Raw genomic sequence first — 24,419 nt, forward strand, 5'->3', positions numbered from 1 at the left:
GTCCGGCAACGGGATTGGTGAAACTCCGTGTCATCGCAATAGGTCGGCACCCGCAAAACAATAAACCCCACGCATTGCATGGGGTATATGGCTAAAGCAAAGTTCAATCAATGACTACAGGTAAATACCTTCTAGGCGTTCCAGTTCACCCAGCCAAAATGCCAGGTGGCCAGTACGATCAGGCCAAAGGCGATGCGATACCAGGCAAATACGACAAAGGTATGGGTTGAGATAAAGCGGATCAGCGCGCGAATGGCGATAAAGGCAAAGATGAACGACGAGACAAAGCCGACGGCAAAGATGCCGATGTCGGCGCTGTCGAGCACGTGGCGGTGCTTGATCAGGCTGTAAATCGACGCAGCACCCAGCGTAGGGATGCCCAGAAAGAAGGAAAATTCGGTGGCCGCCTTGCGCGAGAGCCCCAGAAACATGCCGCCGATAATAGTCGCGCCAGAGCGGCTAGTGCCGGGGATCAACGCCAGACACTGGCACAGCCCGACTTTCAGCGCGTCTTTCAAGCTCAGATCGTCCACCGTTTCCACGCTCACCGTGTGCTGGCGTTTTTCCGCCCACAGAATAATCAGGCCCCCGACGATAAAGGCAATCGAAACCGCAATCGGGTTAAACAACACGGCCTTGATGTGCTCGGAAAACAGCTTGCCCAAGATCGCGGCCGGAATAAAGGCGATGACGATGCCTAGCAGCAAATTGCGCTCGCTACCCGCGTGGCTGACGCCTTGAAAAGTACGGCCGATTTTGGCGCGGTATTCCCAGACTACCGCCAGCATGGCGCCGAGCTGGATAAAGATTTCGTAGACATTGCGCTTGTCTTTGGAGAGAAAATTGAGCAGATCGCCCGTGAGAATCAGATGGCCAGTGGATGAGATAGGCAAAAACTCGGTAATCCCTTCGACCAGACCCATGATCAGGGAGTGAAATAACAGAATCGGATCCATGTCTTGCCCGTGCAGTGATTGTCAATGGTGCGCGATTATAGTCGCAAGCGCGGTCAAATGTGGCGGGCCGGGCTCACATTTATCCTTGCTGCTCTCCGCCCGGAGATCCGGTACTGGAGGCCGTCATCAACCCGGGGGGAAGATGTGAATATTTACACTAGGGCTTGGGAACCACGGGGCACACCCCCACTCTGATTTCATGTGTGCAATGCAAGTGTGCATTTTGCTCATCTCCTCCCTGTTGACCGGGCGCCTTTTGCAAAATCGGCGCCCGTTTTTTTGCCCGGAATTAAGGTCTGAGTCGGCAAGTAAAAGCAGAGGATAGGATCTGCTGGCGCTAGTTTGATGATCGGCAGGTGCGCCTTGTGCTGTCCATCAACGCACAATCAGGATATTGCCCCTAAAGATGGGTATATCGCCACAAGCAACATTAAGCAATACCTGCATGGCAATACCCCAGATTCACGAGTAAATCACTGGTCCAGATACAGACTTAATCACTTCTTTTGATGATGGCGCAGCAGATTGGCCAAGGCGGCTTTCAGCTCGGGATCATCAACTTGGGTTTGCAGCTGGCCAAACGCGGCTTTGGCGGGTTCAGTCATGCGTAAGGTCTTGGTTTGCATCGGATTTCCCTGTTGCAGCGCTACTTGCACCTTGGCGCGGATTGCGGTAGCGTGCACTCCAGCTTGACCCAGCGCAGCCAATATCGCAGGCTCGGCCTGCCGCAAACGCGTTGCCGCTGCGCTACCGGGCACTGCCACCAGCAAGGTACTGCCTGACCAAGCCGTGCCCTGGCACACCCGGGCTAATTCCGGCGCAACGGCCGAGCGGACAATCTGCAGCAAATGATTGAGTTGATCGAGCTGTTTGACCAGCCGCTTGAGCTGGTAATCGCCTTCAACCAGTTGCGAAAAATTAGCGTTTTTAGTCATTTCAAAGGATTCCAATGAATATCATTGTGGTCTCGCATCGGCTGGACAAAGCCATTTCATTGGGCCCGCGCGAGCTGGGTGCTTTAAGTCTGGCCATCACCGTACTGATTGGTGCCGCCGCCTTTGGTCTGGGCATGCTGTTTGCGCCCAACCGGGTAGAGCCATTGCTGCGCCTGATGCCCGGCCAGCACGCGCGGCAAAACGAAATTGATGCGCTGGCCGTCAAGGTGGGTGAGCTGCAAGCCAAGCTGACGCGTCTGGATAGTCTGGCCAATCGCGTGGGCGATAAAACCGGTATCGACATCCAGCCTTTCCTGAGCAAAAACCCCGCACCACAAGGCGGTCTGGCGCACGATGGCCAACCGTTTGCCATCTCGGGCCTGCGCAATCTGCTGCAAGATACCGACGCCAAAATGGCGGCGATGATCGATCAGCTTACTCTGGCCGAGGCCATCCTGATTGCCCCGGATGCCAGCTATCTGCCACGCCGCTCGCCGCTCTCCATTGCACCGCAATCATCCAGCTTTGGCTGGCGCGTTGATCCGTTTCGCGGCACACAGGTGTTCCATGAAGGCATCGATTATCAGGGCGATACCGGCACGCCAATTGTAGCCGCCGCCACAGGTAAGGTCGTCTATGCAGCTTACCATCCCCAATATGGTAATATGGTCGAGCTTGATCATGGTAAAGATTTGACCAGCCGTTACGCCCACGCCAGCCAGTTGCTGGTCAAAACCGGAGACACGGTGCAGGCAGGGCAGAAAGTCGCGTTGCTAGGCAGTACCGGGCGCTCGACAGGGCCTCATCTGCATTTTGAAATCCGCTATCGCGGTGTGGCGCAGAACCCCATGCGCTTTATTGATGCAGGTCAATCAAACTATGCTCAGGCCACTAAATAAGCCTTGAAATTAGGCAGGGTGGAGCCAACTAAGGCCAGTCAGCCCGAAAACGGGCTTAGGCCTTTGTCTATTTATAAAAACTGAGCCTCATCGAGGCCGTCACGTGGTAGCAATATGATCTCGAATCTGCTGAAAAAAGTATTTGGAAGCCGTAACGACCGTTTGTTGAAACAATACGGTGCCATCGTCAAGCAGATTAATGCGCTAGAGCCGAGCATTTCGGCCTTGTCTGATGCTGATCTACGTGGCAAAACCGATGAATTCAAAGCCCGCCTGGAAAAAGGCGAGACTTTAGATCAGATTCTGCCTGAAGCTTTTGCCGTGTGTCGCGAAGGCGGCAAGCGCGCTTTGGGCATGCGTCACTTTGACGTGCAGCTGATCGGTGGTCTGGTTCACCATCAGGGCAAAATTTCCGAAATGCGTACCGGTGAAGGTAAAACACTGGTTGCAACGCTGGCCGCCTACCTCAATGCCCTCACTGGCAAGGGCGTGCATGTGATCACCGTGAATGATTACCTGGCGCAACGCGATGCGGCGCAAATGGGTAAATTGTTCAATTTTCTCGGCCTCACTTGCGGCGTGAATCTGGGCCAGATGGCGCACGAAGACAAAAAGGCCGCCTACGCCTGCGATATTACTTACGGCACCAATAACGAATTCGGCTTTGACTATCTGCGCGACAATATGGTGTTCAGCGTGGAAGAGCGCGTACAGCGCGGCATGAATTTTGCCATCGTCGACGAGGTAGACTCGATCCTGATCGATGAAGCGCGTACTCCGCTGATCATTTCCGGCCCGGCTGATGACAATACCGATCTGTATCTGGCCATGAACGGCATCCCAGGCCAGTTGACGCGTCAAGCCACCGAAGAAGGCGAAGGCGATTACTGGGTCGATGAAAAAGCCCATACCGTGATGCTGTCTGAAGCAGGTCATGAACGGGTAGAGCAAATCCTGACCCAGATGGGTCTGCTGCCTGAAGGCGATAGCCTGTATGCGGCCAGCCATATCAGCCTGATCCATCACCTGAACGCCGCCTTGCGTGCCCACGCGCTGTTTGTCAAAGACCAGCACTATGTGGTGATGGACGGCGAAATCATTATCGTTGACGAACATACCGGCCGCCTGATGTCTGGCCGTCGCTGGTCCGAAGGCCTGCATCAGGCCGTCGAAGCCAAGGAAGGCGTGGAAATCCAGCAGGAAAACCAGACGCTGGCAACCATTACGCTGCAAAACTACTTCCGTATGTACAGCAAGCTGTCGGGCATGACCGGTACAGCAGATACCGAAGCCTACGAATTCCAGCAGATTTACGGCCTGGAAACGGTGATTATCCCCACCAACAAACCGATGTTGCGCGAAGATCGTCAGGATCAGGTATTCAAAACCGCTAACGAAAAATACAACGCCATCATCAAGGACATCAAAGCCTGCGTCGAGCGCGGCCAGCCTGCTCTGGTCGGCACCACCTCGATCGAGCAATCGGAATTGCTCTCCGGCATTCTGAACAAGGAAGGCATCGCACACAACGTACTGAATGCCAAACACCACGCCAAAGAGGCGCAAATCGTGGCGCAGGCCGGCAATATCGGTCAGGTCACGATTGCGACCAATATGGCCGGTCGCGGTACGGACATCGTACTGGGCGGCAGTATCGAGCGCGACATCAAGGATATTGAAGCCGACGAAGCGCTGGATGAAGCGGCCAAAGTGCTGAAAATCGCCCAGCTCAAAGCCGAATGGCAAGAGCGCCACGACAAGGTGCTGGCAGCGGGTGGTCTGCACATTATCGGTACCGAGCGCCATGATTCACGCCGGATCGACAATCAGCTGCGTGGCCGTTCAGGCCGTCAGGGCGACCCGGGCTCAAGCCGTTTCTACCTGTCACTGGAAGACACCTTGCTGCGCATTTTTGCCGGTGATCGCGTGGCCTTCGTGATGGACAAACTCAAAATGCCGGAAGGCGAGCCAATCGAAGCGGGCATGGTATCGCGCGCGATTGAATCGGCGCAGCGCAAAGTGGAAGGCCGCAACTTCGACATGCGTAAACAGCTGCTGGAATACGATGATGTTGCCAACGAGCAGCGCAAAGCCATCTACAGCCAGCGCAATGAAATTCTTGAAAGCGCCGAAGTGGCGTCAACGATTGCCGCGATGCGCGACAGCTTTGTGGCTGATCTGTTCGACCAGTTCATTCCACCTGATTCAATGGAAGAGCAATGGGATGCCGAAGGCCTTGAGCGCGCACTGAACGAATTGCATGTGGGCGTGAATGTCAGCGAATGGGTGCAAAACGAGAAATCCCTCAGCATTGCCGACATGAAAGCGCGCGTTGTTGCGGCTGCGAAAGCCGCTTACGACGCCAAGGTTGAACAGGCTTCCGAAACCAACTTCCGCAATTTCGAGCGCTCGGTATTGCTGCAGCACGTTGACCAATACTGGCGCGAACACCTGTCAGCACTGGATCATTTGCGTCAGGGCATCCATCTGCGCGGCTACGCACAGAAAAACCCGAAACAGGAATACAAACGCGAAGCGTTTGAATTGTTCTCTGCGCTGCTTGATCAGATCAAGCGCAATGTGCTGCAAATTGTAATGACCGTCCAGATCCGTGGCCCGGAAGACGTACAGCCGGTTGAGCAGCACGAAATTGCAGAATCGGACATGCAATTCACGCACGCAGACATCGAAGCCGTACTGGCCAGCGGTGATGAAGAAAAAATCCGCGAAATGCTAATGGCGGCCATGCAGCAGGAAGGTGGCCCGAAAATCCAGTTTAGCGGTGTTGGCCGGAATGACCCTTGCCCTTGCGGTTCAGGCAAAAAATACAAACAGTGCCACGGCCAATTGACTTAATTGTTGAGTTGTCCACGACGAAGCACCCGTTAAGACGGGTGCTTTTTTTTACCTTAATGATTGGAGCTGCTATAGGCAGTGACTCTGGTTTGGCGAAGCCGAAAACCATCCACTGGCATACCCCAACCATATATTGCCCTTAAATAAAACCTTGGCTGTGCCTTCATAAGAATACCAATTAGCACAGCAATACACGTGACTCAAAACCATTAGCCACATTCCGTTAGAAAATATATAAATCGCTGCCGTGCGAAAACATCAAGCCGCCCAACCTAATCTCGAACCATATCTGTTCCTTTATTCCGACATCGCTCTAATTCTCAACTCAGCAGTAATAATAGGTATTCTCACTTACTTGTTTTCATCAATTTCAATGCTAAAGTCAGTGAATTTGTGCCCCTGAGATTGGATCCATGACTAGATTCATCTACCTACTTATCTGCATGCTGGGATTTGCAAAACCAATCCATGCCCAAAGTTATCGTCTAGCCGAGTTCCAAGGCATCAGCATGGAAAGCATGCGCTATTTTACCCTACTCGCTAACGCAACCCTCAGTCCGATGGATAAAGCCGTACTTACAACGCCAATGTCACCAGAGCGAATGATGCTCGAAACTTCAAAGCCAAATGGCTTGAGCCAGTTCATGATCTGGAGCTGCTCCTTAAATACGATGGCATTAATTGGGCTCAAGCGAATTGATATCCCGCTGGATCGGGGCATGTCCGGCTACTGGGTATTAGCGGCGAACAAAGCTAGGCAAGCTGATTTAGCAAAAGTAAATTCGATTGCGCAACTTAAAAACTGGCGCCTAAGTACTGGATTTCCACAAAACAATCCCAATCCTTTGTTTGGAGAACTGCAGCTTAGCTATGCCCCAACAGTCCAGCACGCACTGGAAATGACCGCCAAAGGGCGACTAGATGGTGTATTGCTGCAGGCAAGAATGGCCGAGTCACTCCGAACACGTTTGCCCGTAGGCGTTGAACTGGATCAGCGGCTCATGATTTCACGCCACACAGCCCTATGTTTTTATGTTCAGCAAAGTGAATTGAAATTGATCGACAAGCTACAGAACGGCCTTGATCGCATTATCAAGAACGGCATCGCCCTTCGTTTATCTGAGCAAGAAGGCCTCACCCAAGCCATCAAATCACTTGCTCTCGATAAACGGCAGAACATCACCACTCAAGCGACACCAAACTGGAATGGAGATGCTAGCCGGAAAAAATATCCCGGCTGGTTATTAAATGTCGGGCAACAGTAATATCTAAGTGGCAGGATTTTCAGCCGCCCCCTCGACCATTTCAACTTCAGGCACTTCATGGGCCTCCAGCGATAAATGATCCAACCCGCTGCTGTGCTCTTCCTTGCGGTGATGCTGGCTGTTGAGCTTGATCTTTAGCCGCAATTCATTGAGCGAGTCGGCATTTTTCAGCGCTTCTTCCATGCTGATTTTGCCCGCTTCGTAGAGATCAAACAGCGCCATATCGAAGGTCTGCATACCCAGCTCTTTCGATTTTTGCATCGCGGTTTTCACGCCGCCGACATCGCCTTTGAAAATCATATCGGCCACCAGCGGCGTATTGAGCAGAATCTCGATTGCCGCGCAGCGCCCTTTGCCATCCGAGGTGGGCACCAGCCGTTGCGAGATAATACCGCGCATATTGAGCGACAAATCCATATACAACTGCGGGTGGCGCTCTTCGGGGAAGAAATTCACAATCCGCTCCAGCGCCTGATTCGAGCTATTGGCGTGCAGCGTGCCCATGCACAAATGGCCGGTTTCGGCGAAGTTCATCGCGTATTCCATCGTTTCACGGTCACGAATCTCGCCGATCAAAATCACATCGGGCGCTTGGCGCAGCGTATTTTTCAGCGCAGCAAACCAGCCCTTGGTATCGCGCCCGACTTCGCGGTGCGTCACCAGACAGTTTTTGTTTTTGTGTAGATACTCGACCGGATCTTCGATCGTAATGATATGACCGTGGCTGTGCTCGTTGCGGTAATCGATCATCGCGGCCATCGTCGTTGATTTGCCCGAACCGGTGCCGCCGACCAGCAGCACCAACCCGCGCTTGCTCATCATCACTTCTTTTAATACTTTCGGCAGCCCCATTTCATCGAAATTAGGAATCTTGCTGGTGATGGTACGCAACACCATGCCAACTTTTTCCTGCTGCATAAACACATTGACGCGAAAGCGCCCGATGCCTTCGGGGCTGATCGCGAAATTGCATTCGAACTCTTCGTCAAATTCGGCCTTCTGATCGGGCCGCATAATCGCGTAGGCCAGCGCGCGCGTCGCGACGGCATTGAGTTTTTGCTGCCCCACCGGCGTCATTTTGCCGTTAATTTTCAGCGCCGGCGGGAAGTCATCGGCGATAAACAGATCGGATGCCTTGTGTTGAATCATCATGCGCAATAGGTCGTGCATGGTTTTTAGTGCTTGTTCTGCGTTCATAGCGTGCCCTCCTGTATGAACAGGATATAGACTGTGCGCCAAATGCTGGCGAGCCCGATGGATGGATGGCAGTTTTTACAACAATCGAGGGCCTGTTGACGTTTGGTTTGCAGATCGCGTTTGTGCTGATTCTGAGCTGAAACAAGGCGCGAAAACCGCCGCATAGTCACTCTATGCAAAGTTTTTGCAACGCAGGGTCAGCTCAAAAGCAGCCAAACCCTTCGGGCAGAGCGGTTTTTTTCGATGATGCAGCGTTGTAGACCGCTGACATAGATGACTATGCGGCGCGATCTACGCCTTGTCTCATCGAAAAACTCGCGCCAGCGCGACAGCAAACCAAACGTCAACAGACCCTAGACGACTGGTCTAGTTTTGTTTATGATCCCTAATATGACGATCGAACACCAATCCATGCGCCAGCACATTCTGGACGTGGCCAAACCCATCATCCTCGGCAAGGGTTTTTCTGCTGTAGGCCTCAATGAGATTTTGACTGCCGCCAATGTGCCCAAAGGCTCGTTTTATCATTATTTCAAATCCAAAGAAGCTTTTGGTGCGGCGCTGCTTGACGCGTATTTCGACGACTATTTCACCCGGCTGGAAAGCATGTTGGCACCCAACGGCAGCGATGCGGCGAGCCGGATGGTGGCCTACTGGACGCGCTGGCTGGAAACCCAGGCCGGCGATTGCTGCGAAGAAAAATGTCTCACCGTCAAACTGGCGGGTGAAGTATCGGATTTGTCCGAAGCGATGCGCGACAGCCTGCGCTGTGGCACCGATCAATTGATCGCGCGTCTGGCGCAATGCATCAACGAAGGCATTGCCGATGGTTCCCTGTCACCCGATCTGGTTGCCGCTCAAGTGGCTGAAACGCTGTACCAGATGTGGCTGGGCGCCACCTTGCTCGCCAAAGTGCGCCGCGACAATAGCTCGCTGGCGTGTGCGATGGACAGCACGCTGAAGCTTTTGCAATTAGCAGCACCGTAATCAACACAGATCGCTCACCGCAGAGCGATCTATTTTTTATTTAAAAAGTAGCCGACTGGTCTAATAAAGGAAATCCCTGATGTTTAATTTTGAATTTCACAACCCGACCAAAATCGTTTTTGGCGCAGACACCATTGCCAAGCTTGATCAACTCGTTCCCGCCAACGCCCGCGTGCTGATCTTGCTGGGCGGAGAAAGTGCGCGTAAAAACGGCACGCTCGCCGAAGTGCGCGCCGCGCTGGGCGCACGCGAAGTGCAGGAATTCAATGGCATTGAGCCCAACCCGAGCTACGAAACCCTAATGCAAGCGGTTGAGCTGATTCGCCGCGAAAAGCTCGACTATCTGCTGGCAGTGGGTGGCGGCTCGGTGATTGACGGCACCAAATTTGTCGCCGCCGCGGTGCCATTTGCTGGCGAGCCGTGGGATATTATGCTCAGCTATGGTCAGCAGGTCAGCGCCGCGCTGCCTTTCGGTACGGTACTCACCCTGCCCGCCACCGGCTCGGAAATGAATAGCGGCTCGGTCATTACCCGCAAAGCCACGCACAGCAAGCTGGCATTTATGAGCCCGCATGTTTTCCCGCAATTCTCGATTCTGGACCCGAACAAAACGCTCACATTGCCAACGCGCCAGATCGCCAACGGCGTGGTCGATGCCTTTGTGCACATCATCGAGCAATACCTCACCTACCCGGCCAATGGCATGGTGCAAGACCGTTTTGCCGAAGGCCTGCTGCTATCGTTGATCGAGCTGGGGCCCAAAGTGCTCGCCACGCCAAATGATTATGATTTGCGCGCCAATCTGATGTGGATTGCCACGCAGGCGCTCAATGGCCTGATCGGCGCAGGTGTGCCGCAAGATTGGTCTACGCATATGATCGGCCATGAACTCACCGCGCTGTATGACATCGACCACGCGCGCACGCTGGCCATCGTGTTGCCAGCCAGCCTCGCCGTTCGCCGCGCCAGCAAACACGCCAAATTGCTGCAATACGCCGAGCGCGTCTGGGGCCTGCATGAAGGTAGCGACGAGCAACGCATCGACGCGGCGATTGCCAAAACCGCAGAGTTCTTTGAGGCCATGGGGATCAAAACCAAGCTGGCCGATTACAAACTGGGCAGCGAAGCCGTTGACGCCGTTGTCGCCCAGCTGGGAAAACACGGTATGAGTGCGCTGGGCGAGCAGGGCGATGTCACTCCCGCCATCAGCCGCCAAATCCTGAACACCGCTCTGTAATATTGCCCAGCGGCAAGGCCGCCGTCGATTGTGGCCACCGCTCGCAGCCCCCACCCAAGCCGCCTCCAACGAGGCGGCTTTATACCGTCAGCGGTATATCTCTGCATATCAATCTAGGCAATACCTGCACGGAAATACCCCACGATCACATTTAATTACCCAGCTATTTTACTAACAGCGCTTGCAAACCAATCCCGATGAACATATAGTGTGCTACATAACTAATACACAAACACAGATCATGGCCGACTGGAATAATCAAGCGCCGATTTATCTGCAGCTCGCCGACCGCTTGAGCCAGGCGCTGCTCGATGGCGCGCCGCCCGAAGGTGAAGCGATGCCGTCAGTGCGGGTGCTGGCCGCCGAATATGGCCTCAACCCGCTCACCGTCAACCGCGCGCTGCAATCAATGGTCGACGCGGGGCTACTGGAAAGCCGGCGTGGGCTGGGCATGTTTGTGCTACCTCAAGCCAGCGAGCGGCTGCGCGCGTTTGAGCGCGAGCGATTTTTAAACACCGAGTGGCCAGCACTGGCCGCCAAATTACAGCGACTGGGCATCACCCCAGCCGATCTTATCTGGCCGACGAAGGACGATGCAGCATGAATCAACTAGTCAACATCGACAATCTATCCGTCTCGTACGGGGCGAAAACCGCAGTCAACAACGTGAGCTTTGCACTGCCCACCGGTCGCATTATTGGCCTGTTGGGTAGCAATGGCGCGGGCAAGACCAGCCTGATGCAAGCGATGATGGGGCTGATTCCGTTTCGCGGCCAGATCAATATTCTGGGCTTTGACCCGCGCACCCAGCGCGATGCGATGCTGCAGCACGTGTGCTACATCCCCGACGTCGCGATCTTGCCGCCGTGGATTGAAGTGCAGCAATTGCTGCAATTAATGAGCGGCCTGCACCCAAAATTTGATCGCGAGCTAGCGCTGCAAAAATTGGCGCGCACGACGATCAAGCTCGACTCCAAGGTGAAACAACTGTCGCGCGGCATGATTGTGCAGCTGCATTTGGCCATCATCAGCGCAATTGATGCGCAGCTAATGATTTTGGACGAGCCAACGCTCGGGCTCGATATTCCGGCGCGCAAGGCGTTTTACGACATGCTGATCAGCGACTGGTGCAATGAGACGCGCACGGTGCTAATCGCCACGCACCAGATCGACGAAATCGAAAATCTGCTCTCGGACGTGATGATGATTAACGACGGCGCGCTGGTCTTGCACGATCAATTGTGCAATCTGGAAGATCGTTATATCGGCCTGCGTTATGGCAGTGAACACAGTGCGGCGATCGCCACCGCAGCGCCGCTGCATTGCTTTCGGCAAATGGGCGGCGAATGCGCCATTTTCGCCGCGCCCTTCCCGTCTGAACTTGCACAATTCGGCCAAACCTTCCGCGTTGAACTCGCCGATTTATTTGTCGCCCTAAGCCAAGGAGAGCGCCATGCAACAGTTTAAAACCCTCATGCTGCGCGAATGGATGCAGCACCGCAAATCATGGCTGATCCTCGGCCTGTGGACGCCGGTGATTGCGTGGGCGCTGCTGTATCTGCTGCTGTTTTACCAAGGGCTGCCGCAATTTAATGACGCAACAATGTCGGATACCACCAAAATCGCCAGCTTTGGGATCAATGCGCAATCAGGCTTTGTCTTTTTTCTGGCGCTGATCGGTGTATTGCTCACCATCCCCGGCCTGCCACACCGCGACAAGGACGATAAATCACTGGCCTTCTGGCGCTCGCTCCCGCTAGATGATCGCGCCGCCGTCATCGCCCCGATGCTGATGAATGGCTTATTGCTGCCGCTAATGGCCATCATCACGGCGATAGTGCTGAATTTCTTGTTATCAGCCCCGCTATGGATGGCCAGCGCCAACGCCGAACTCCTGAAAAACATGATGCTGGCACTACTCGGCGGCAGCTTGCAGGGCTTGCTCACCTTGTTGTGGTTTTCACCGCTGGTGTTGCTGCTGGCATTGGGCAATAGCGTGATTCGTCGCTGGGGCATGGCCATTGTGTTGATTGGCGGGCTGCTCTTTGAAATCGCCTTGATTCGCCTGAGCAATTACGCCACCGGCAGCAATTTTGTCGACATTTATTTTTCCGGCTTGTTTGGCATCATGACCCGTGTCGATTTTCTGGGCTTTCTGCACGCCAATGCCAACCTACCCGAACAAATCAGCATGCTGACCCGTTTTATCGCCAACCCGCAGTTTGCCGCCGCCATTATCGTCAGCGTACTCAGCCTCGTCGCACTGATCTGGCGTCGCAAAACCGGCCACACCGCTTAAATAAAGGAATCATGATGATCAAGACAAAATGGCTTTTCCCTGCTGCGGTGCTGGCTGTGCTCGCGCTGGGTGCCGCAACCGTACTCTACTCAAAACCCAACCCGCATTTTGTAATCAACGACGGCGCAGCCGCGTTTGAGTACGCTTTCCAGAACAAGGATGCAATTCTGCCCAGTGGGAAAATGGTTGAGGTATTGCTCAATCCCGATGTTAAACGTATCCAAAATGCCGGTCATGTGAACGTACGCCAGTACTGCTCTCGCAAAGCCAAAGGCAGCATAGAGCTGGACTCAGCGCTATTGGCGGTAATTGACCAGAACCTGTTAAAACAAGGGATCATCAAAACCCGGCAGGAAAATTTTAGCTCCAGAATGCCGGAAATCATTGTCCAGAGCGACCATGAAATTGAACAGGTCGATAATTCAGGCTCAGCCGCCATCAAAATTCAATGTTCAAGCATACTCGATTTGAAAGTACGCAATCTTGGCGCTGGACGCGTTGAAATTCTCACCCCGTTTATCCAATCCATTGCAATTGAGAACATGGGAGTTGGCGACGTTACGATTGCCGATGTTAACCGCGTCAAAATCGACAGCCGTGGCACCGGCAGCGTGACGGTGGGTGAGGCGGCCAAAGCCGATGTAACGCTCTATGGCGTGGGCACGGTCTCGTTTAAAAACGAGCCGGAGATGACATCCAGCATCAAGGGAATCGGCGTCATCAAAACCAAAGCGCCGCATCCTTATCAATAATCAATCAGGGTATATGGCTGCGGAACATATCAATCATAATCTTTAGCCGTATACCCTTCCAAAGCTACATCAAACCAACTAAAGCAAGCAGCAAGCCGGGGCGCTCTGGCCTATCTCACTGCCCTGCCCCATCATCGAATACCACGCGCTCAACCGTGAAGCCGTGCTGCTTGAGCAAGCTGGGCAATCCTGTTTTACCGACCATGTGCAAGCTGCCCACGGCGATAAACATCGTTTGCCCCTGGCGGTACTGCTGGGCGATGCGTTGGGCGATCACCACATTGCGATCATCATTGATCCGTTTCATCATCGCCCGATCCGCCGCGGTTTCAACGCACTGACACCACTGGCGATAATTTTCAAACACCGCCAGATCAGAGCGATTCCACACATCGACCATTTTCAACACCTGCGCTCGCCCCTGGCCTGACTCCAGCAAAGCCAGACCGGCTTCAAATTGCTCGGGCAGGATTTTATCGCTCTCGCCCAGCATGGCGCCCATTTGCTCTTTAGGGGTTTCCAGCGCAATCACGGGTTTATTGCTGCCCTGCGCCAGCCCCAGCAACACGATTTCACTACCAAACGCGGGCTCAATACCATCGTGGCGCGCGTCGGTCAGCATGATGCTGCTAAACAGCAAGGACGGATGCTGCTGGCCAATCAGCTCCAGCGGCAGGCAGTTTTTATTCAGCTGCGCTTTGAGCCGGGGCAGAAATTGCGCAGGAACACGGCCAGCACCACGCTTGGACAGCGCCATAATCTGCGTGATCGTCGCGGGGTCGGCCAGATTCAATTCCAGCGCAATCACATCACTCTGCTGCAAGGCCTGCCGGGTTTGCGGGCCGGGTAACATTCCCTCCAGCCGGTTGGCATGGATCGTGCCATACAACCAGGAATCCTGCCCCTGCTTGCTGATCTTCCACAAAAAGCCCCTATCCTTGGCGCTCTGCAGCAAAGCCGGCATGTGCTCCGGCGTAGGCAGCTCGGCAGCAGGCGGGCATTGGGCTTGGGTATAAGAACTTATAAAGACCAAGCACATAACTGTGCGTAAAAAAACCACCAGATTGTTGTTCATTACTCCATCCTGTCTACACGCCCGAAGCAAGACCATAGACGGTATTGCTTCGGAATTCAATATTATCAAGCTCCACAAGGGCATACCCATCAAAATAACCTCATTACTTCATTTTTATGACAAATACGTGAATGCAAATGGAACTAGTTCTCATAATCATTGTCATTATTACTATTGCCCTTTGCTGGCTTTAGACAGCGAGGGCATTTTTATTGAATGTCAAATGAACTAGTAAGGATATATAGAGCATGCATGCCACACCCAAGACCTACGCACTCCGCCCGCTGTCGGCGTTGATTTTTGCGGCTTTTATAAGCCCGGTTGTTTACGCTGAATACACTTTGCCAAGTATCGATGTGGTGGGCGATGAGCAAGGCGATATTGGCAAAATTCCAGGTTCAATCGCCGTGGTTAACCGGCAGGAAATCGACCGCATACAACCACAATCCACCGAAGACGTATTGAAAATAGTGGCCGGCATTTCGATTAAGCCTGAAGAAGAAAGTGCCATTGTGGCCAATATTGGCGTACGGGGATTAAGCGCGGGCGATTACTACAGCCTGATTCTAGAAGATGGCGTCCCTGTGGCGCCGGGGCTTTTTGTCGGCAACGGCCGTTATTACAATCCCCGCATTCAGCGCATGGACAGCATTGAAGTCCTCAAAGGAGGTGCATCGCTGCGCTATGGCCCCAGCACCATTGGCGGTGTCATCAATTACAAAACCAAAATGCCGCAAGAAGGCCTCTCGCTCAGTGGGCGCGTGGGCTCTTTTGGCTACAAAGAAGCCAATCTGGAAGCGGGTGTGAACGCCCAATCGGGCAATGCCATCGGTGGCATCTTCTACACCGAAGCGCACAGCGATGGTTTTCTGGATAAAGGCTTCAAAATGCGTGATCTGATGGTCAAAGGTGGCATCGCCATCGGTGATCAACAATGGTTGGCGCTCAAAGCCACCCATTACAATAATGACGCCAATATTTCTTATCGCGGCCATTTCCTAGATGCTTACCGCGCCAAAGCCGATTTCAATCCGGCGGCCGACGACTGGTTTTTAACACAACGTAACTCGCTGGATCTAAACCATATCTGGACAATCAGCGACCATATCACGCTCAAGAGCGTGTTGTACTGGAGCGAAATAAATCGGGACTACTGGCGCTATAACACGGTCTCTGGCGCCCCCACCAAACAAGTCAATGGCCTGACACAGTGGAACTACAGCAATACTCTGAACGGTAATAACCGCGCATTTGACCGCATCGGCGCAGAAACCCGACTCACCATCGCCCACGATAGCCTAGGCATCAGCCATGAAACCGAGCTGGGTCTGCGTTTAATGAAAGAAGAAATGCACGACCAGACCATTGCCGCTACCCGTGCCAACCCTCGCAGCGGCACGATCAGCAGTAACCGGATTGATAAAGCCAGCAGCATCGCTTTTTTTGCGCAAAATCGCTTTGCTCTGAGCCAGCAGCTGGCGATTACACCGGGCTTGCGCATTGAAAACTACACACAAAGCCGACTTGATCTGCGCCGCACACCAGCAAACGGTAATCGCGCCGAAACCCGCAATACCGAATATATTCCGGGCCTGGGTTTTACCTTCAATGCCACACCGACCATGCAGCTTTTTGGTGGCATACACAAAGCATTTGCCCCCGCGCTCAATGGCGATGCCATTGTCATCAACCCCACGCTGGGCCCTGTAGATCAACAACTTGATGCACAGCGTTCGGTGAACTACGAGCTAGGTTTGCGGGGACAAGCGGCTAAAATGCGCTATGAAGTCACAGCTTTCCGGATGGATTTCCAAAACCAAGTGATCCCGGCCAACAGCAATAGCAATTTCCAGAACACCAATGGCGGCAAGACATTGCATCAAGGTCTGGAATTATCACTGGGTTACGCCTTCAACAACGGTTTTAGCATTGATGCCAATACCACCTATGTGCCAGACGCCCACTTTGTTGGTCATCGCTATGACAAGACAGGCAAACTCACAATTGCGGATGGCAACCGCATTGCCTATACGCCTAAGTGGATTGCCAATCTCACATTGGCTTACCGCGTCGGCAGCCTGAATACGGCATTAACGATCAATCATACCGGCGCGCAGTTTAGCGATACGGCCAATAGCAAAGAGATCAAAGAAAATACCAGCGGATTCTTCACCGGCGAAATTGCAGGCTATACAACTGCCAATCTCAGTGCCAGCTATGCTATTAACAAGCAGCTGTCGCTGTTTGGCAGCATTAAAAACCTGACAAACGAACGCTATATTTCCGGCTTGCGTCAGGGCATTTATATCGGGCCTGAGCGCTCATTTGAATTGGGTGGCAAATATACGTTTTAATCGCTGATGAACACGCAGCGCGCCCGGTCAAAGCCGGGGCGCCGCGCTTGAGTGCCGCTTACGACAATTGCACGGTATAGCCCGCCTGATTGTGCGGGTGGTTCTGGTCAACGAAGACCGAGCGGTCGTTCTTGATCATCAGCACTTCAAAGAAAGGCTTGAAGCGCTCGTCGCTAATGCCGAAGGCGGCCTGGATTTTGGCAAACATCGCTTGTTCTTCCGGCTCGGCTTCGCCATCGGAAAACGCGGAATCGAGCAGATTCATCAGGATGCACATCTTCTGTGCATCGGTCAGAATGGGGGTGACATCGGCCAGATACTGATCAAGGCTGTTTTTCTGGCGATAGTTGATCGCGCGATCCAGCAATTGCTTGTTTTGCGCGCCAACGCCAATTGCGCCGCTGGATGATTTGGCGCCACCAAGCACTGATAGCAAATGGCCAATTTCTTCATTATCCATTTCGCCATCGGCTGACATCATGTAGAGCAAGCCCGTCGCAAAAGCAAAATGCGGCGTAATGGTTTGGCTATTATCGCTTTTGAACATATCAAACAAACCCATGACTACGACTCCAGTTCAATCTAAGTAGAAAAGAACTGCTCGGACTCGCCCGGCGTGAGCTTGGTTCCATCGCGGCACGAACAATTTTGCGCTTGGGTTTTGCATTTACGCGCCGGCAAACATCGTCTGCACATCGCGGACCAATTGCAATGACGCTTCGATTTCGTCTTTGCGAATTGCTACGCTTTCGACATTACACCCGACAGGTATATTCTTCTCAGCAGCATAGGACATCAGCTCTGAGAATATACCCCTACATACATCAAGCGATTTAGCCAGAATATCGCCCGAATGCACCAAATCGTTTTCCAGCCATTTCGGGATACTAATGCCCAGCCATTTCATAAATTCCAGCGTTTTCACCGAGCCGCATGGCGTAATGGTGAAAATAATCGGCACCATGGGCGTGCCGCTGGCCTGGCAGGCGTAGTAATAATCGGAGAGGAAATTTTTCGCCGCTTCGACGTTATAAACGCATTGCGTGACAAAAAACGAACACCCTTCGGCCACCTTATGCGCCACGCGTAAATGCTCATCCTGCTTAACCAAATGCCGCTCGGGGATCGCCACGCCACCCACGAGCAGATCGGGATTGGTTTCGCGGCGCAGTGCATACGCTTGCGCCACCGACAGCGACACCTGCTGCTCGCGCGAGGCCGCGCCAACAAACACCGAAACGCCATCGGCCATCGCCATGACATCGGCACGAAAAGCTTCGGGCGAATATTTACCCACGCAGCGGTAATTGATTTTCGGAATATCGAGCGCTGCCAGATAGTCACGGCTATAAACCAGCGGATCGAGCGTCGCCATAAACGGGAAAGGCCGCGCCGCATCGGTGCGATCAGCCTCATCCTGAATGTCATACAGCACCAGCCCATCCACATTCAGCGGCGCAATGCGCTCAACCTGCAAGGCGGCAATCTCGGCGATTTTCTCCGGCGTATTATTCGCCTTCGGCGGCGTAATGCCATACAACAAGATACCGGATTGGCGCTGGGTGATTTTGGTGAGCAGTGAAGTAGGCATAAGCAGACTCGTTATCGTTTGGCGGGATTTTACGCTGTTTCAGGCTTGGAATAGATAAAGCAGCATGATAGTCATGTTGTTGCATAAGAAATAAGCAACTTTCAATTATGATTTTTACAACTATTCAAGCTAAGCATTTTTTTCATGTTAAATACACATCTATAATTGTTACTCAACACTTACTTAAAAACTCAAAATGAAGAAAACCTTATTCTTACTCCTATGTTGGGCAAGTTTGCAATCATATGCAGAGACAATAGAGCTAAGCTGTGCAACCCAGTACGGTGGTAGTGGCAAACGAGTTGTCAACTACACATGGAACACAGCAAGTGGCGCTATCGACTATACCGTTGAATTTCAAGGCTGCGCACCACCAGGATATAGCCCAACTTATGGCTCTGTTCGTGCGAGCGGTACCCTATTGGATTTGGGGAACGATAGATTTCGCGTCAAATTAACTGCCTCAAGTGATCTAAATGACGGCACTGCCTACAGATGGAGCAAATGCACTGAAAGCTTTGATGGGGAAGCTTACTTCAGCAAAGGTGTAGGCGGAATTATGCAACGAGGCCGCTCAAAGCTAACTGAATGTGAATCAGAAGGGATGAATGACTGGGGTGGCAATAATCTTCTTGACTATTTAACTGCAGGAATGGGTACTTACGGTGGCATGGTGCACTAACTCTGCAAATAAGTAACTTATGCTGACAGAAGTAAACGACCTGCAGCTGAAGTTGAACCAAAACGTTCTATGGTAGTCCATCACCATCGGCTTTAACGTTAGTGTTCGCATCAGCGAAATCATCCGATAGCCACCCAGCCATTCTTAACAGCGTTTTTTGCGCTCCGGTTAGGCTGGGTGAACAGCACTTTTTTGCCAGCCATTCATTCCCCAGCACTTCTTGATCGCCATGCCCAGTGGCGCATTAAGGCAAGAAATATACTCGCGCACTTGAGCAATTCACCCTGCTTTTGGTCTTGCTGGGCTATGCTGGATGAGGTTGTTTACTCCAGTACAGCGAAGGCAAATATGGAACTCAAACACAGCAAAGCCATCTTTAGCGAACCATTCAAGCCGATTGCTTGCGATCAGTGCCGCAATCTTGAAGATCTGGGTTTTGAATTTACGATGGCTTTTCAACCGATCTGGGATACCGATTTGCAGCGCCCTTTCGCTTATGAGGCTTTGGTCAGGGGCATGCATGGCGAGCCTGCTTACAGCATTCTGGAGCAAGTGAACGATGGCAACCGCTATCGTTTTGATCAGGCGTGCCGGGTTAAAGCCATTGAGCTGGCCTCCAGGCTGGGGCTGCAAAATCAAACCGATTGCCTGCTCTCGATCAACTTCCTACCCAATGCGGTGTATCGCCCCGAAACCTGCATTCGCGCCACGCTGGAGGCCTCAGAGCGATTCCGCTTTCCAACCAGTCGGCTGATGTTTGAAGTGACCGAAGGGGAAAGGGTCAATGATAGCGAGCATCTGGCCGGTATCTTTGAGGCCTACCGGCGGCGTGGCTTTACCACGGCGATTGATGATTTTGGTGCTGGCTATTCGGGCTTGAATTTGCTGGCGGAATTTCAGCCCGATGTGATCAAGATTGATATGGAATTAACACGGGGGATTGATCACAGCGCCAGCCGTCAGGCTATTCTGGCGGGCATTTTGCTGACCTGCTCCCGGCTGAACATCAAGGTGATTGCAGAAGGCGTAGAAACCGAAGCCGAATACCGCACGCTCACTGAGATGGGCGTGCATCTGATTCAGGGCTACTACTTCGCCCGGCCGGAAATTGATAATCTGCCGCTGGCGATTCGTTAGCGCAGTGATGATCACTCCGCCAATACATGCCTCACCTGCCCGTCACCATAGGTTTTGAGCACTTGCGCGATAATCACCTGATAACCGCCCAGCCATTCGGTATAGCGTTTTTTCGCTTCGATGTGCTTGGGGTGGGCGATCAGCTCTTTCAGACCGGCCTCGGATTTCCAGTAATACACATTGGCGATGCGACCCGTTTTCGGGTCTTCCCACGCTTCTTCGCCGATATAACCGGTTGATTCTTTGGCGGCCGTGGCAATCAGCGCGTCGAGCGCGTGAAACTCATCGTCGTATTCTTTCGCTGTGAAAATAAAAGTGGCTGAATACATCAATACCTCGCCCCGTATATGAATGAAGGCCATATAAAATATGGCCTTCGGACAAATACCCTATTGGCGGGTTACGGCTTCGCCTAACCCACCCTACCAAGTTTACTCTTCGTCGCGGGGTTTGCCGCCACCGAGTAGTGCTGCCGTTGGCGCTGAGCGGCGGCGCTGGCCGCCGTGGCCTTCGGAATGCGGTGTATGTGTTTGCGGCTTGCGCTGATCGGTGCGGCGGGTATCGCTGGCGAGAGAGCGGCCATCGCGGGCTGGCGGGCGACCGTCGCGCACCTGTGGACGACCGCCACGGGTATCAGTGCGAGCACCATCGCGCCCTGCCGGACGCGGGCCTCGGCTGCTGTCACTGCGTGAACCGCCACGGCCGCCTGTTTCCGGTTTGTCGTAATACCCGCCTTGACGCGGGATCGGCGGGAAGCCGCCCTGCGTCGACGCGGCATTGCCGCCGTTGCCGAAGCGAGGGCCGCGCGCCGGGCGCTGCATCAGCTCGGGTGGCAAGGCATTGGCATTCGACATTGGCTGGCGTTCGTCATAATTCTCACGCGGACCACGACCAGACGTGCCTTCCGCACGAGGGCGACGTGCTTCGTTGCCACGCCCTTCGCTACGTGGGCCACGTTCCTGACGAGGCGCACCATCACGCGGTGCCCGCTCTTGGCGTGGCGCGCGTTGTGGCTGATCGCCATCAATACGCACTTCACCAGCCGGACGACGACCACGGCCACGAGCCTGACCTTCGCGTGGCTGCCCTTCTCGCTGCTGACGTGCACGCGCTGGCGACGATTCACCGTCAACACTGGCAGCTTCTGCACTACCTTCGGGACGACGGCGAGCCTGTCCACTGCGTGGGCTGCGCTGTGCTTTGCTCTCGGCTTCGGCTTTTTTCGCCGCCATCACTTTAGCGACTTCTTCGGACGTCGCACCGGCAGCGAGCATGGCATCTTTTTCCGCTTGCAGCGCTTCGGCATTGCCTTTATTCCAACCCTTAGGCGGGCGCGAATTGGTGTTGGTACGCGGTGTACGTGGTGGGCGATCACGACCGAGGCCACCGCGCACGATAGGTTCAGGCTTCACAGTCAGATCGGCTTCAAAGCCCGGAACGATAAATTTCGGGATGCTTTGCTTGGTCAGCTTTTCGATGTCGGCGAGGAATTTCAGTTCATCGACACAGACGAGTGACAGCGCTTCGCCAGTACAACCAGCGCGACCAGTACGACCGATACGGTGAACGTAGTCTTCGGAAATATTCGGCAATTCAAAATTAACGACGTGCGGCAATTCTTCGATATCCAGACCACGCGCGGCGATGTCGGTCGCGACAAGCACTTGCAGCTCACCGGTCTTGAATTGCGCCAAAGCGGCGGTGCGGGCGTTCTGGCTCTTATTGCCGTGAATCGCCATCGCGGTAATGCCGTCTTTGTTCAGTTTTTCCGCTACACGGTTACATGCGTGTTTGGTGCGCATAAACACCAGCACCTGATGCCAATCGCCTTCTTTGATCAGATGCGTCAGCAGCGGTAGTTTTTTATCGCGATCAACCAGATGTACGCGCTGGCTGACCAGCTCATTGGTCGTATTACGGCGCGCCACTTCGATCAGCGCCGGGTTATTGAGCAGCTTGTCGGCCAGCTCTTTGATTTCGTCGCTAAACGTCGCTGAGAACAGCAAGTTTTGACGCTCGGCAGGAACCAGTTTCAATACTTTTTTAATGTCGTGGATAAAGCCCATATCGAGCATACGATCGGCTTCGTCCAGCACCAGAATTTCCACCGCCGACAAATCGACAGTTTGCTGGCCAACGTGATCGAGCAAGCGGCCCGGCGTGGCAACCAGAATATCCAGCGGCGAATGCAGGCGACGGTGTTGCGGTTTGATATTCACACCGCCAAACATCACCATCGACGTGTACGGCAGGTATTTGCCATAGGTTTTAACGGATTCTTCCACCTGCGCGGCGAGTTCACGCGTCGGGGTCAGGATCAGCACGCGCGGCGCGCCTTTCTGGCTGGTTGGTGCGCCTTTTTCAACCAGGCGCTGCAAAATCGGCAAGGTAAAGCCAGCGGTTTTACCGGTACCGGTTTGTGCTGCGGCGAGCAAATCGCCGCCTAAAATCACTTGAGGGATGGCCTGTGCTTGAATCGGTGTCGGGGTGGTGTAACCGGTTTCAGCAACAGCGCGCAATAGCGGCTCGGCCAATTTTAAATCGGCAAAAGTCAGTTCAGACATTGAATATTCCTGCTGCGGCCTATCGCGGGCGCGATACCAATCCAGGGCAGGTTGAGGTAAATTGAAGAGAGAGGCCGGGTGACAGGACGTCAAAACCACGGCGCGCCGATTGGTTGGGCGCTAAAACTCGGATTCTACAGAGTATTTAGCCGAAAAAACAAACGCTGTATGCAAAAAAACGTTCTTTTTGCGGTTTATTTGATCAAAGGTTAACCAAAAACCGTGCCAAGTGTGTCGATTCCACTGTACAGCCTCAACTGCAACGTAAGATGTAAGGTGCTGTCTTACGCACAGTGAACGCGTTAAACTACTGTTTTTTCTGCCGCAGTATGCTCATGGCCCTCAAATCCACCGTTTTCAAAGCCGAGCTCAGCATCACCGATATGGATCGCAATTACTATGCGACGCATCATCTGACGCTAGCTCGCCACCCGTCCGAAACCGATGAGCGCATGATGTTGCGCCTTGTCGCCTTCGCCCAGCACGCCAGTGAAAGCCTGGAGCTAACACGCGGCCTGTGCGCTGACGACGAGCCTGACATCTGGCAAATGGATCTGACTGGCGCCATCGAGCAATGGATAGACCTGGGCATGCCCGACGAAAAGCGCATCAAAAAAGCCTGCGGGCGCTCGAACGAGGTGTGGATTTACGCCTATGGCGCGCGGGTCGTCGATATCTGGTTTGACGGCATCAAAGGCCAGCTCACCCGTTTTGATCATTTGAACGTCGTTGGCGTCGATGCCGAGACTTTGGCTGAACTGGCCAAAATGACCGAGCGCACGATGCAATTGCAATTCACGATTCAGGACGGCCAGACTTGGATATCAGACAATACGCACAATGTGCTGGTTGAGCCTCGGCCACTGCTGCGCATGGGGCAGATCGTCAACCAATAACCTATAGGTATATGAACACAGCGCAATTTGTACCTTGTTTACCGAGCAATACCCCACCAAAGGATATTCCAATGAAATCTCTGTTTGCTGCCCTGCTTGTTGCAGGCTTGAGCTTGAGCGCCCATGCGGCCGAGACGGCCAAAACCATCAAAACCGAATCGGGCATTGAAATTACCATGCTCAAGGAAGGCAAAGGCGCGGCACCGAAGGCGCTCGATACCGTGAGCGTGCATTACCGTGGCACTTTGCCTGATGGCAAGGAATTCGATAGCTCGTACAAACGTGGCCAGCCAGCGACTTTCCCGCTGGCGCGCGTGGTGCCGTGCTGGACCGAAGGCGTGCAGAAAATTAAAGAAGGCGGCAAGGCCAAGCTGGTTTGCCCGCCGAAGCTGGCCTACGGCGAGCGGGGTGTACCCGGTGTGATTCCGCCAAACGCCACGCTGATTTTTGAAGTGGAACTGTTGAAAATCATGTAAGTTGGTAGGCAAGCGTTTTGTATGCGTACGGCGTGACCACCTCGCCAGTTGCATCGAAATGAACTAGCCGCGCAGCGGCAACAACTCATCAATCCTGCTATTCGGCCAGGTAGGGAGTTTTTCCAGCGTGTCCTTCAGCCATTCTGATGGCTCAATGCCATTCAGTTTAGCCGTCGCCAATAAACTTTGGATGGCGGCTGCGCGTTTGCCGGCGCGTTCGCTGCCCGCGAATAGCCAATTCTTTTTGCCAATCGCAATCGG

General features: G+C 53.5%; 23 protein-coding genes. 14 read left to right on the forward strand and 9 right to left on the reverse strand.

The genetic code is table 11. The features are described from left to right. Positions 1–131: 131 nt before the first annotated feature. Both FLS37_RS14765 and FLS37_RS14770 read right to left on the reverse strand, forming a co-directional pair. Positions 132–956: an undecaprenyl-diphosphate phosphatase gene (locus tag FLS37_RS14765; RefSeq protein ID WP_157670740.1), complete on the reverse strand. Its 825-nt coding sequence runs from the start codon at positions 954–956 to the stop codon at positions 132–134. A gap of 497 nt (positions 957–1,453) precedes the next feature. Beyond that, a complete protein-coding gene (locus FLS37_RS14770; RefSeq protein ID WP_157670741.1) occupies positions 1,454–1,891 on the reverse strand; it encodes a DciA family protein in 438 nt (145 codons plus the stop codon). A 14-nt stretch (positions 1,892–1,905) separates the two neighbouring features. Between FLS37_RS14770 and FLS37_RS14775 the strand changes: the two genes are divergently transcribed. The 3 genes from FLS37_RS14775 to FLS37_RS14785 all read left to right on the forward strand — a co-directional run bounded on the left by FLS37_RS14775 (position 1,906) and on the right by FLS37_RS14785 (position 6,911). Then, complete coding sequence (locus tag FLS37_RS14775) at positions 1,906–2,790, forward strand: M23 family metallopeptidase (RefSeq protein WP_157670742.1); 885 nt, start codon at positions 1,906–1,908, stop codon at positions 2,788–2,790. Between the two features lie 114 nt (positions 2,791–2,904). Then, entirely contained in the window at positions 2,905–5,646 is a 2,742-nt protein-coding gene (gene secA / locus FLS37_RS14780; protein ID WP_157670743.1) for a preprotein translocase subunit SecA, read from the forward strand. Positions 5,647–6,059: 413 nt separating this feature from the next. Then, on the forward strand, positions 6,060–6,911 hold the full coding sequence (locus FLS37_RS14785) for a hypothetical protein (RefSeq protein WP_157670744.1): 852 nt from the start codon (positions 6,060–6,062) through the stop codon (positions 6,909–6,911). A gap of 3 nt (positions 6,912–6,914) precedes the next feature. Here FLS37_RS14785 and FLS37_RS14790 read toward each other — a convergent pair whose 3' ends face one another. Beyond that, positions 6,915–8,108, reverse strand: coding sequence for a PilT/PilU family type 4a pilus ATPase (locus tag FLS37_RS14790; RefSeq protein ID WP_157670745.1), 1,194 nt, complete (start codon positions 8,106–8,108; stop codon positions 6,915–6,917). A gap of 390 nt (positions 8,109–8,498) precedes the next feature. Here FLS37_RS14790 and FLS37_RS14795 point away from each other — a divergent pair, with 390 nt between their 5' ends. The 6 genes from FLS37_RS14795 (at position 8,499) to FLS37_RS14820 (ending at position 13,383) form a co-directional block, all read left to right on the forward strand. After that, on the forward strand, positions 8,499–9,095 hold the full coding sequence (locus FLS37_RS14795; RefSeq protein ID WP_157670746.1) for a TetR/AcrR family transcriptional regulator: 597 nt from the start codon (positions 8,499–8,501) through the stop codon (positions 9,093–9,095). 79 nt (positions 9,096–9,174) lie between these two features. After that, entirely contained in the window at positions 9,175–10,332 is a 1,158-nt protein-coding gene (locus FLS37_RS14800) for an iron-containing alcohol dehydrogenase (RefSeq protein ID WP_157670747.1), read from the forward strand. Positions 10,333–10,573: 241 nt separating this feature from the next. Then, the gene (locus tag FLS37_RS14805) at positions 10,574–10,936 is read left to right on the forward strand and encodes a GntR family transcriptional regulator (RefSeq protein ID WP_157670748.1); all 363 of its coding nucleotides are present in this window, start codon (positions 10,574–10,576) and stop codon (positions 10,934–10,936) included. Continuing rightward, the gene (locus FLS37_RS14810; RefSeq protein WP_157670749.1) at positions 10,933–11,799 is read left to right on the forward strand and encodes an ABC transporter ATP-binding protein; all 867 of its coding nucleotides are present in this window, start codon (positions 10,933–10,935) and stop codon (positions 11,797–11,799) included. The genes FLS37_RS14805 and FLS37_RS14810 overlap by 4 nt, the downstream gene beginning before the upstream one ends. Continuing rightward, positions 11,786–12,631 (forward strand): hypothetical protein, encoded by an 846-nt coding sequence (locus FLS37_RS14815; RefSeq protein ID WP_157670750.1) that lies wholly within the window; start codon positions 11,786–11,788, stop codon positions 12,629–12,631. Before FLS37_RS14810 ends, FLS37_RS14815 begins: the two co-directional genes overlap by 14 nt. Before the next feature lie 11 nt (positions 12,632–12,642). Continuing rightward, the gene (locus FLS37_RS14820) at positions 12,643–13,383 is read left to right on the forward strand and encodes a DUF2807 domain-containing protein (RefSeq protein WP_157670751.1); all 741 of its coding nucleotides are present in this window, start codon (positions 12,643–12,645) and stop codon (positions 13,381–13,383) included. Positions 13,384–13,498: 115 nt separating this feature from the next. Here FLS37_RS14820 and FLS37_RS14825 read toward each other — a convergent pair whose 3' ends face one another. After that, positions 13,499–14,458 carry a TraB/GumN family protein gene (locus FLS37_RS14825; protein ID WP_157670752.1) on the reverse strand — a complete coding sequence of 320 codons (960 nt, stop codon included), beginning with the start codon at positions 14,456–14,458 and terminating at the stop codon, positions 13,499–13,501. Between the two features lie 248 nt (positions 14,459–14,706). Between FLS37_RS14825 and FLS37_RS14830 the strand changes: the two genes are divergently transcribed. Further along, positions 14,707–16,812: a TonB-dependent receptor domain-containing protein gene (locus tag FLS37_RS14830; RefSeq protein WP_157670753.1), complete on the forward strand. Its 2,106-nt coding sequence runs from the start codon at positions 14,707–14,709 to the stop codon at positions 16,810–16,812. A 58-nt stretch (positions 16,813–16,870) separates the two neighbouring features. Here FLS37_RS14830 and FLS37_RS14835 read toward each other — a convergent pair whose 3' ends face one another. Continuing rightward, positions 16,871–17,374 (reverse strand): TerB family tellurite resistance protein, encoded by a 504-nt coding sequence (locus FLS37_RS14835; RefSeq protein WP_157670754.1) that lies wholly within the window; start codon positions 17,372–17,374, stop codon positions 16,871–16,873. A 105-nt stretch (positions 17,375–17,479) separates the two neighbouring features. Further along, positions 17,480–18,403, reverse strand: a complete 924-nt coding sequence (locus tag FLS37_RS14840) for a methylenetetrahydrofolate reductase (RefSeq protein WP_157670755.1) — start codon at positions 18,401–18,403, stop codon at positions 17,480–17,482. A gap of 196 nt (positions 18,404–18,599) precedes the next feature. Here FLS37_RS14840 and FLS37_RS14845 point away from each other — a divergent pair, with 196 nt between their 5' ends. Together FLS37_RS14845 and FLS37_RS14850 are read left to right on the forward strand one after the other, a co-directional pair. Next, positions 18,600–19,085: a hypothetical protein gene (locus FLS37_RS14845; RefSeq protein WP_157670756.1), complete on the forward strand. Its 486-nt coding sequence runs from the start codon at positions 18,600–18,602 to the stop codon at positions 19,083–19,085. A 348-nt stretch (positions 19,086–19,433) separates the two neighbouring features. Beyond that, positions 19,434–20,222, forward strand: a complete 789-nt coding sequence (locus FLS37_RS14850; protein WP_157670757.1) for an EAL domain-containing protein — start codon at positions 19,434–19,436, stop codon at positions 20,220–20,222. An 11-nt stretch (positions 20,223–20,233) separates the two neighbouring features. On the opposite strand, the gene FLS37_RS14855 is transcribed toward FLS37_RS14850, so the two are convergent. Both FLS37_RS14855 and FLS37_RS17060 read right to left on the reverse strand, forming a co-directional pair. Then, on the reverse strand, positions 20,234–20,584 hold the full coding sequence (locus FLS37_RS14855; protein WP_232522635.1) for an antibiotic biosynthesis monooxygenase: 351 nt from the start codon (positions 20,582–20,584) through the stop codon (positions 20,234–20,236). A gap of 69 nt (positions 20,585–20,653) precedes the next feature. Continuing rightward, the gene (locus tag FLS37_RS17060; protein WP_308418768.1) at positions 20,654–22,786 is read right to left on the reverse strand and encodes a DEAD/DEAH box helicase; all 2,133 of its coding nucleotides are present in this window, start codon (positions 22,784–22,786) and stop codon (positions 20,654–20,656) included. A gap of 335 nt (positions 22,787–23,121) precedes the next feature. Between FLS37_RS17060 and FLS37_RS14865 the strand changes: the two genes are divergently transcribed. Together FLS37_RS14865 and FLS37_RS14870 are read left to right on the forward strand one after the other, a co-directional pair. After that, positions 23,122–23,682 (forward strand): YaeQ family protein, encoded by a 561-nt coding sequence (locus FLS37_RS14865; protein WP_157670758.1) that lies wholly within the window; start codon positions 23,122–23,124, stop codon positions 23,680–23,682. 71 nt (positions 23,683–23,753) lie between these two features. After that, positions 23,754–24,158 carry an FKBP-type peptidyl-prolyl cis-trans isomerase gene (locus FLS37_RS14870; RefSeq protein WP_157670759.1) on the forward strand — a complete coding sequence of 135 codons (405 nt, stop codon included), beginning with the start codon at positions 23,754–23,756 and terminating at the stop codon, positions 24,156–24,158. A 63-nt stretch (positions 24,159–24,221) separates the two neighbouring features. On the opposite strand, the gene FLS37_RS14875 is transcribed toward FLS37_RS14870, so the two are convergent. Continuing rightward, positions 24,222–24,419: transposase domain-containing protein (locus FLS37_RS14875; RefSeq protein WP_198314589.1), on the reverse strand; the 198-nt coding region annotated here is incomplete at its 5' end.

This window comes from Chitinibacter sp. GC72, from assembly GCF_009760905.1.
GTDB lineage: Bacteria > Pseudomonadota > Gammaproteobacteria > Burkholderiales > Chitinibacteraceae > Chitinibacter.

Coding starts and splice junctions, on each gene's coding strand:
- FLS37_RS14790 (WP_157670745.1), bottom strand. CDS start 8,108: ATGAACGCAGAACAAGCACTAAAAACCATGCACGACCTATTGCGCATG.
- FLS37_RS14805 (WP_157670748.1), top strand. CDS start 10,574: ATGGCCGACTGGAATAATCAAGCGCCGATTTATCTGCAGCTCGCCGAC.
- FLS37_RS14850 (WP_157670757.1), top strand. CDS start 19,434: ATGGAACTCAAACACAGCAAAGCCATCTTTAGCGAACCATTCAAGCCG.
- secA (WP_157670743.1), top strand. CDS start 2,905: ATGATCTCGAATCTGCTGAAAAAAGTATTTGGAAGCCGTAACGACCGT.
- FLS37_RS14765 (WP_157670740.1), bottom strand. CDS start 956: ATGGATCCGATTCTGTTATTTCACTCCCTGATCATGGGTCTGGTCGAA.
- FLS37_RS14795 (WP_157670746.1), top strand. CDS start 8,499: ATGACGATCGAACACCAATCCATGCGCCAGCACATTCTGGACGTGGCC.
- FLS37_RS14775 (WP_157670742.1), top strand. CDS start 1,906: ATGAATATCATTGTGGTCTCGCATCGGCTGGACAAAGCCATTTCATTG.
- FLS37_RS14870 (WP_157670759.1), top strand. CDS start 23,754: ATGAAATCTCTGTTTGCTGCCCTGCTTGTTGCAGGCTTGAGCTTGAGC.
- FLS37_RS14800 (WP_157670747.1), top strand. CDS start 9,175: ATGTTTAATTTTGAATTTCACAACCCGACCAAAATCGTTTTTGGCGCA.
- FLS37_RS14835 (WP_157670754.1), bottom strand. CDS start 17,374: ATGGGTTTGTTTGATATGTTCAAAAGCGATAATAGCCAAACCATTACG.
- FLS37_RS14840 (WP_157670755.1), bottom strand. CDS start 18,403: ATGCCTACTTCACTGCTCACCAAAATCACCCAGCGCCAATCCGGTATC.
- FLS37_RS14865 (WP_157670758.1), top strand. CDS start 23,122: ATGGCCCTCAAATCCACCGTTTTCAAAGCCGAGCTCAGCATCACCGAT.
- FLS37_RS14830 (WP_157670753.1), top strand. CDS start 14,707: ATGCATGCCACACCCAAGACCTACGCACTCCGCCCGCTGTCGGCGTTG.
- FLS37_RS14820 (WP_157670751.1), top strand. CDS start 12,643: ATGATGATCAAGACAAAATGGCTTTTCCCTGCTGCGGTGCTGGCTGTG.
- FLS37_RS14845 (WP_157670756.1), top strand. CDS start 18,600: ATGAAGAAAACCTTATTCTTACTCCTATGTTGGGCAAGTTTGCAATCA.
- FLS37_RS14810 (WP_157670749.1), top strand. CDS start 10,933: ATGAATCAACTAGTCAACATCGACAATCTATCCGTCTCGTACGGGGCG.
- FLS37_RS14785 (WP_157670744.1), top strand. CDS start 6,060: ATGACTAGATTCATCTACCTACTTATCTGCATGCTGGGATTTGCAAAA.
- FLS37_RS17060 (WP_308418768.1), bottom strand. CDS start 22,786: ATGTCTGAACTGACTTTTGCCGATTTAAAATTGGCCGAGCCGCTATTG.
- FLS37_RS14815 (WP_157670750.1), top strand. CDS start 11,786: ATGCAACAGTTTAAAACCCTCATGCTGCGCGAATGGATGCAGCACCGC.
- FLS37_RS14825 (WP_157670752.1), bottom strand. CDS start 14,458: ATGAACAACAATCTGGTGGTTTTTTTACGCACAGTTATGTGCTTGGTC.
- FLS37_RS14770 (WP_157670741.1), bottom strand. CDS start 1,891: ATGACTAAAAACGCTAATTTTTCGCAACTGGTTGAAGGCGATTACCAG.
- FLS37_RS14855 (WP_232522635.1), bottom strand. CDS start 20,584: ATGGCCTTCATTCATATACGGGGCGAGGTATTGATGTATTCAGCCACT.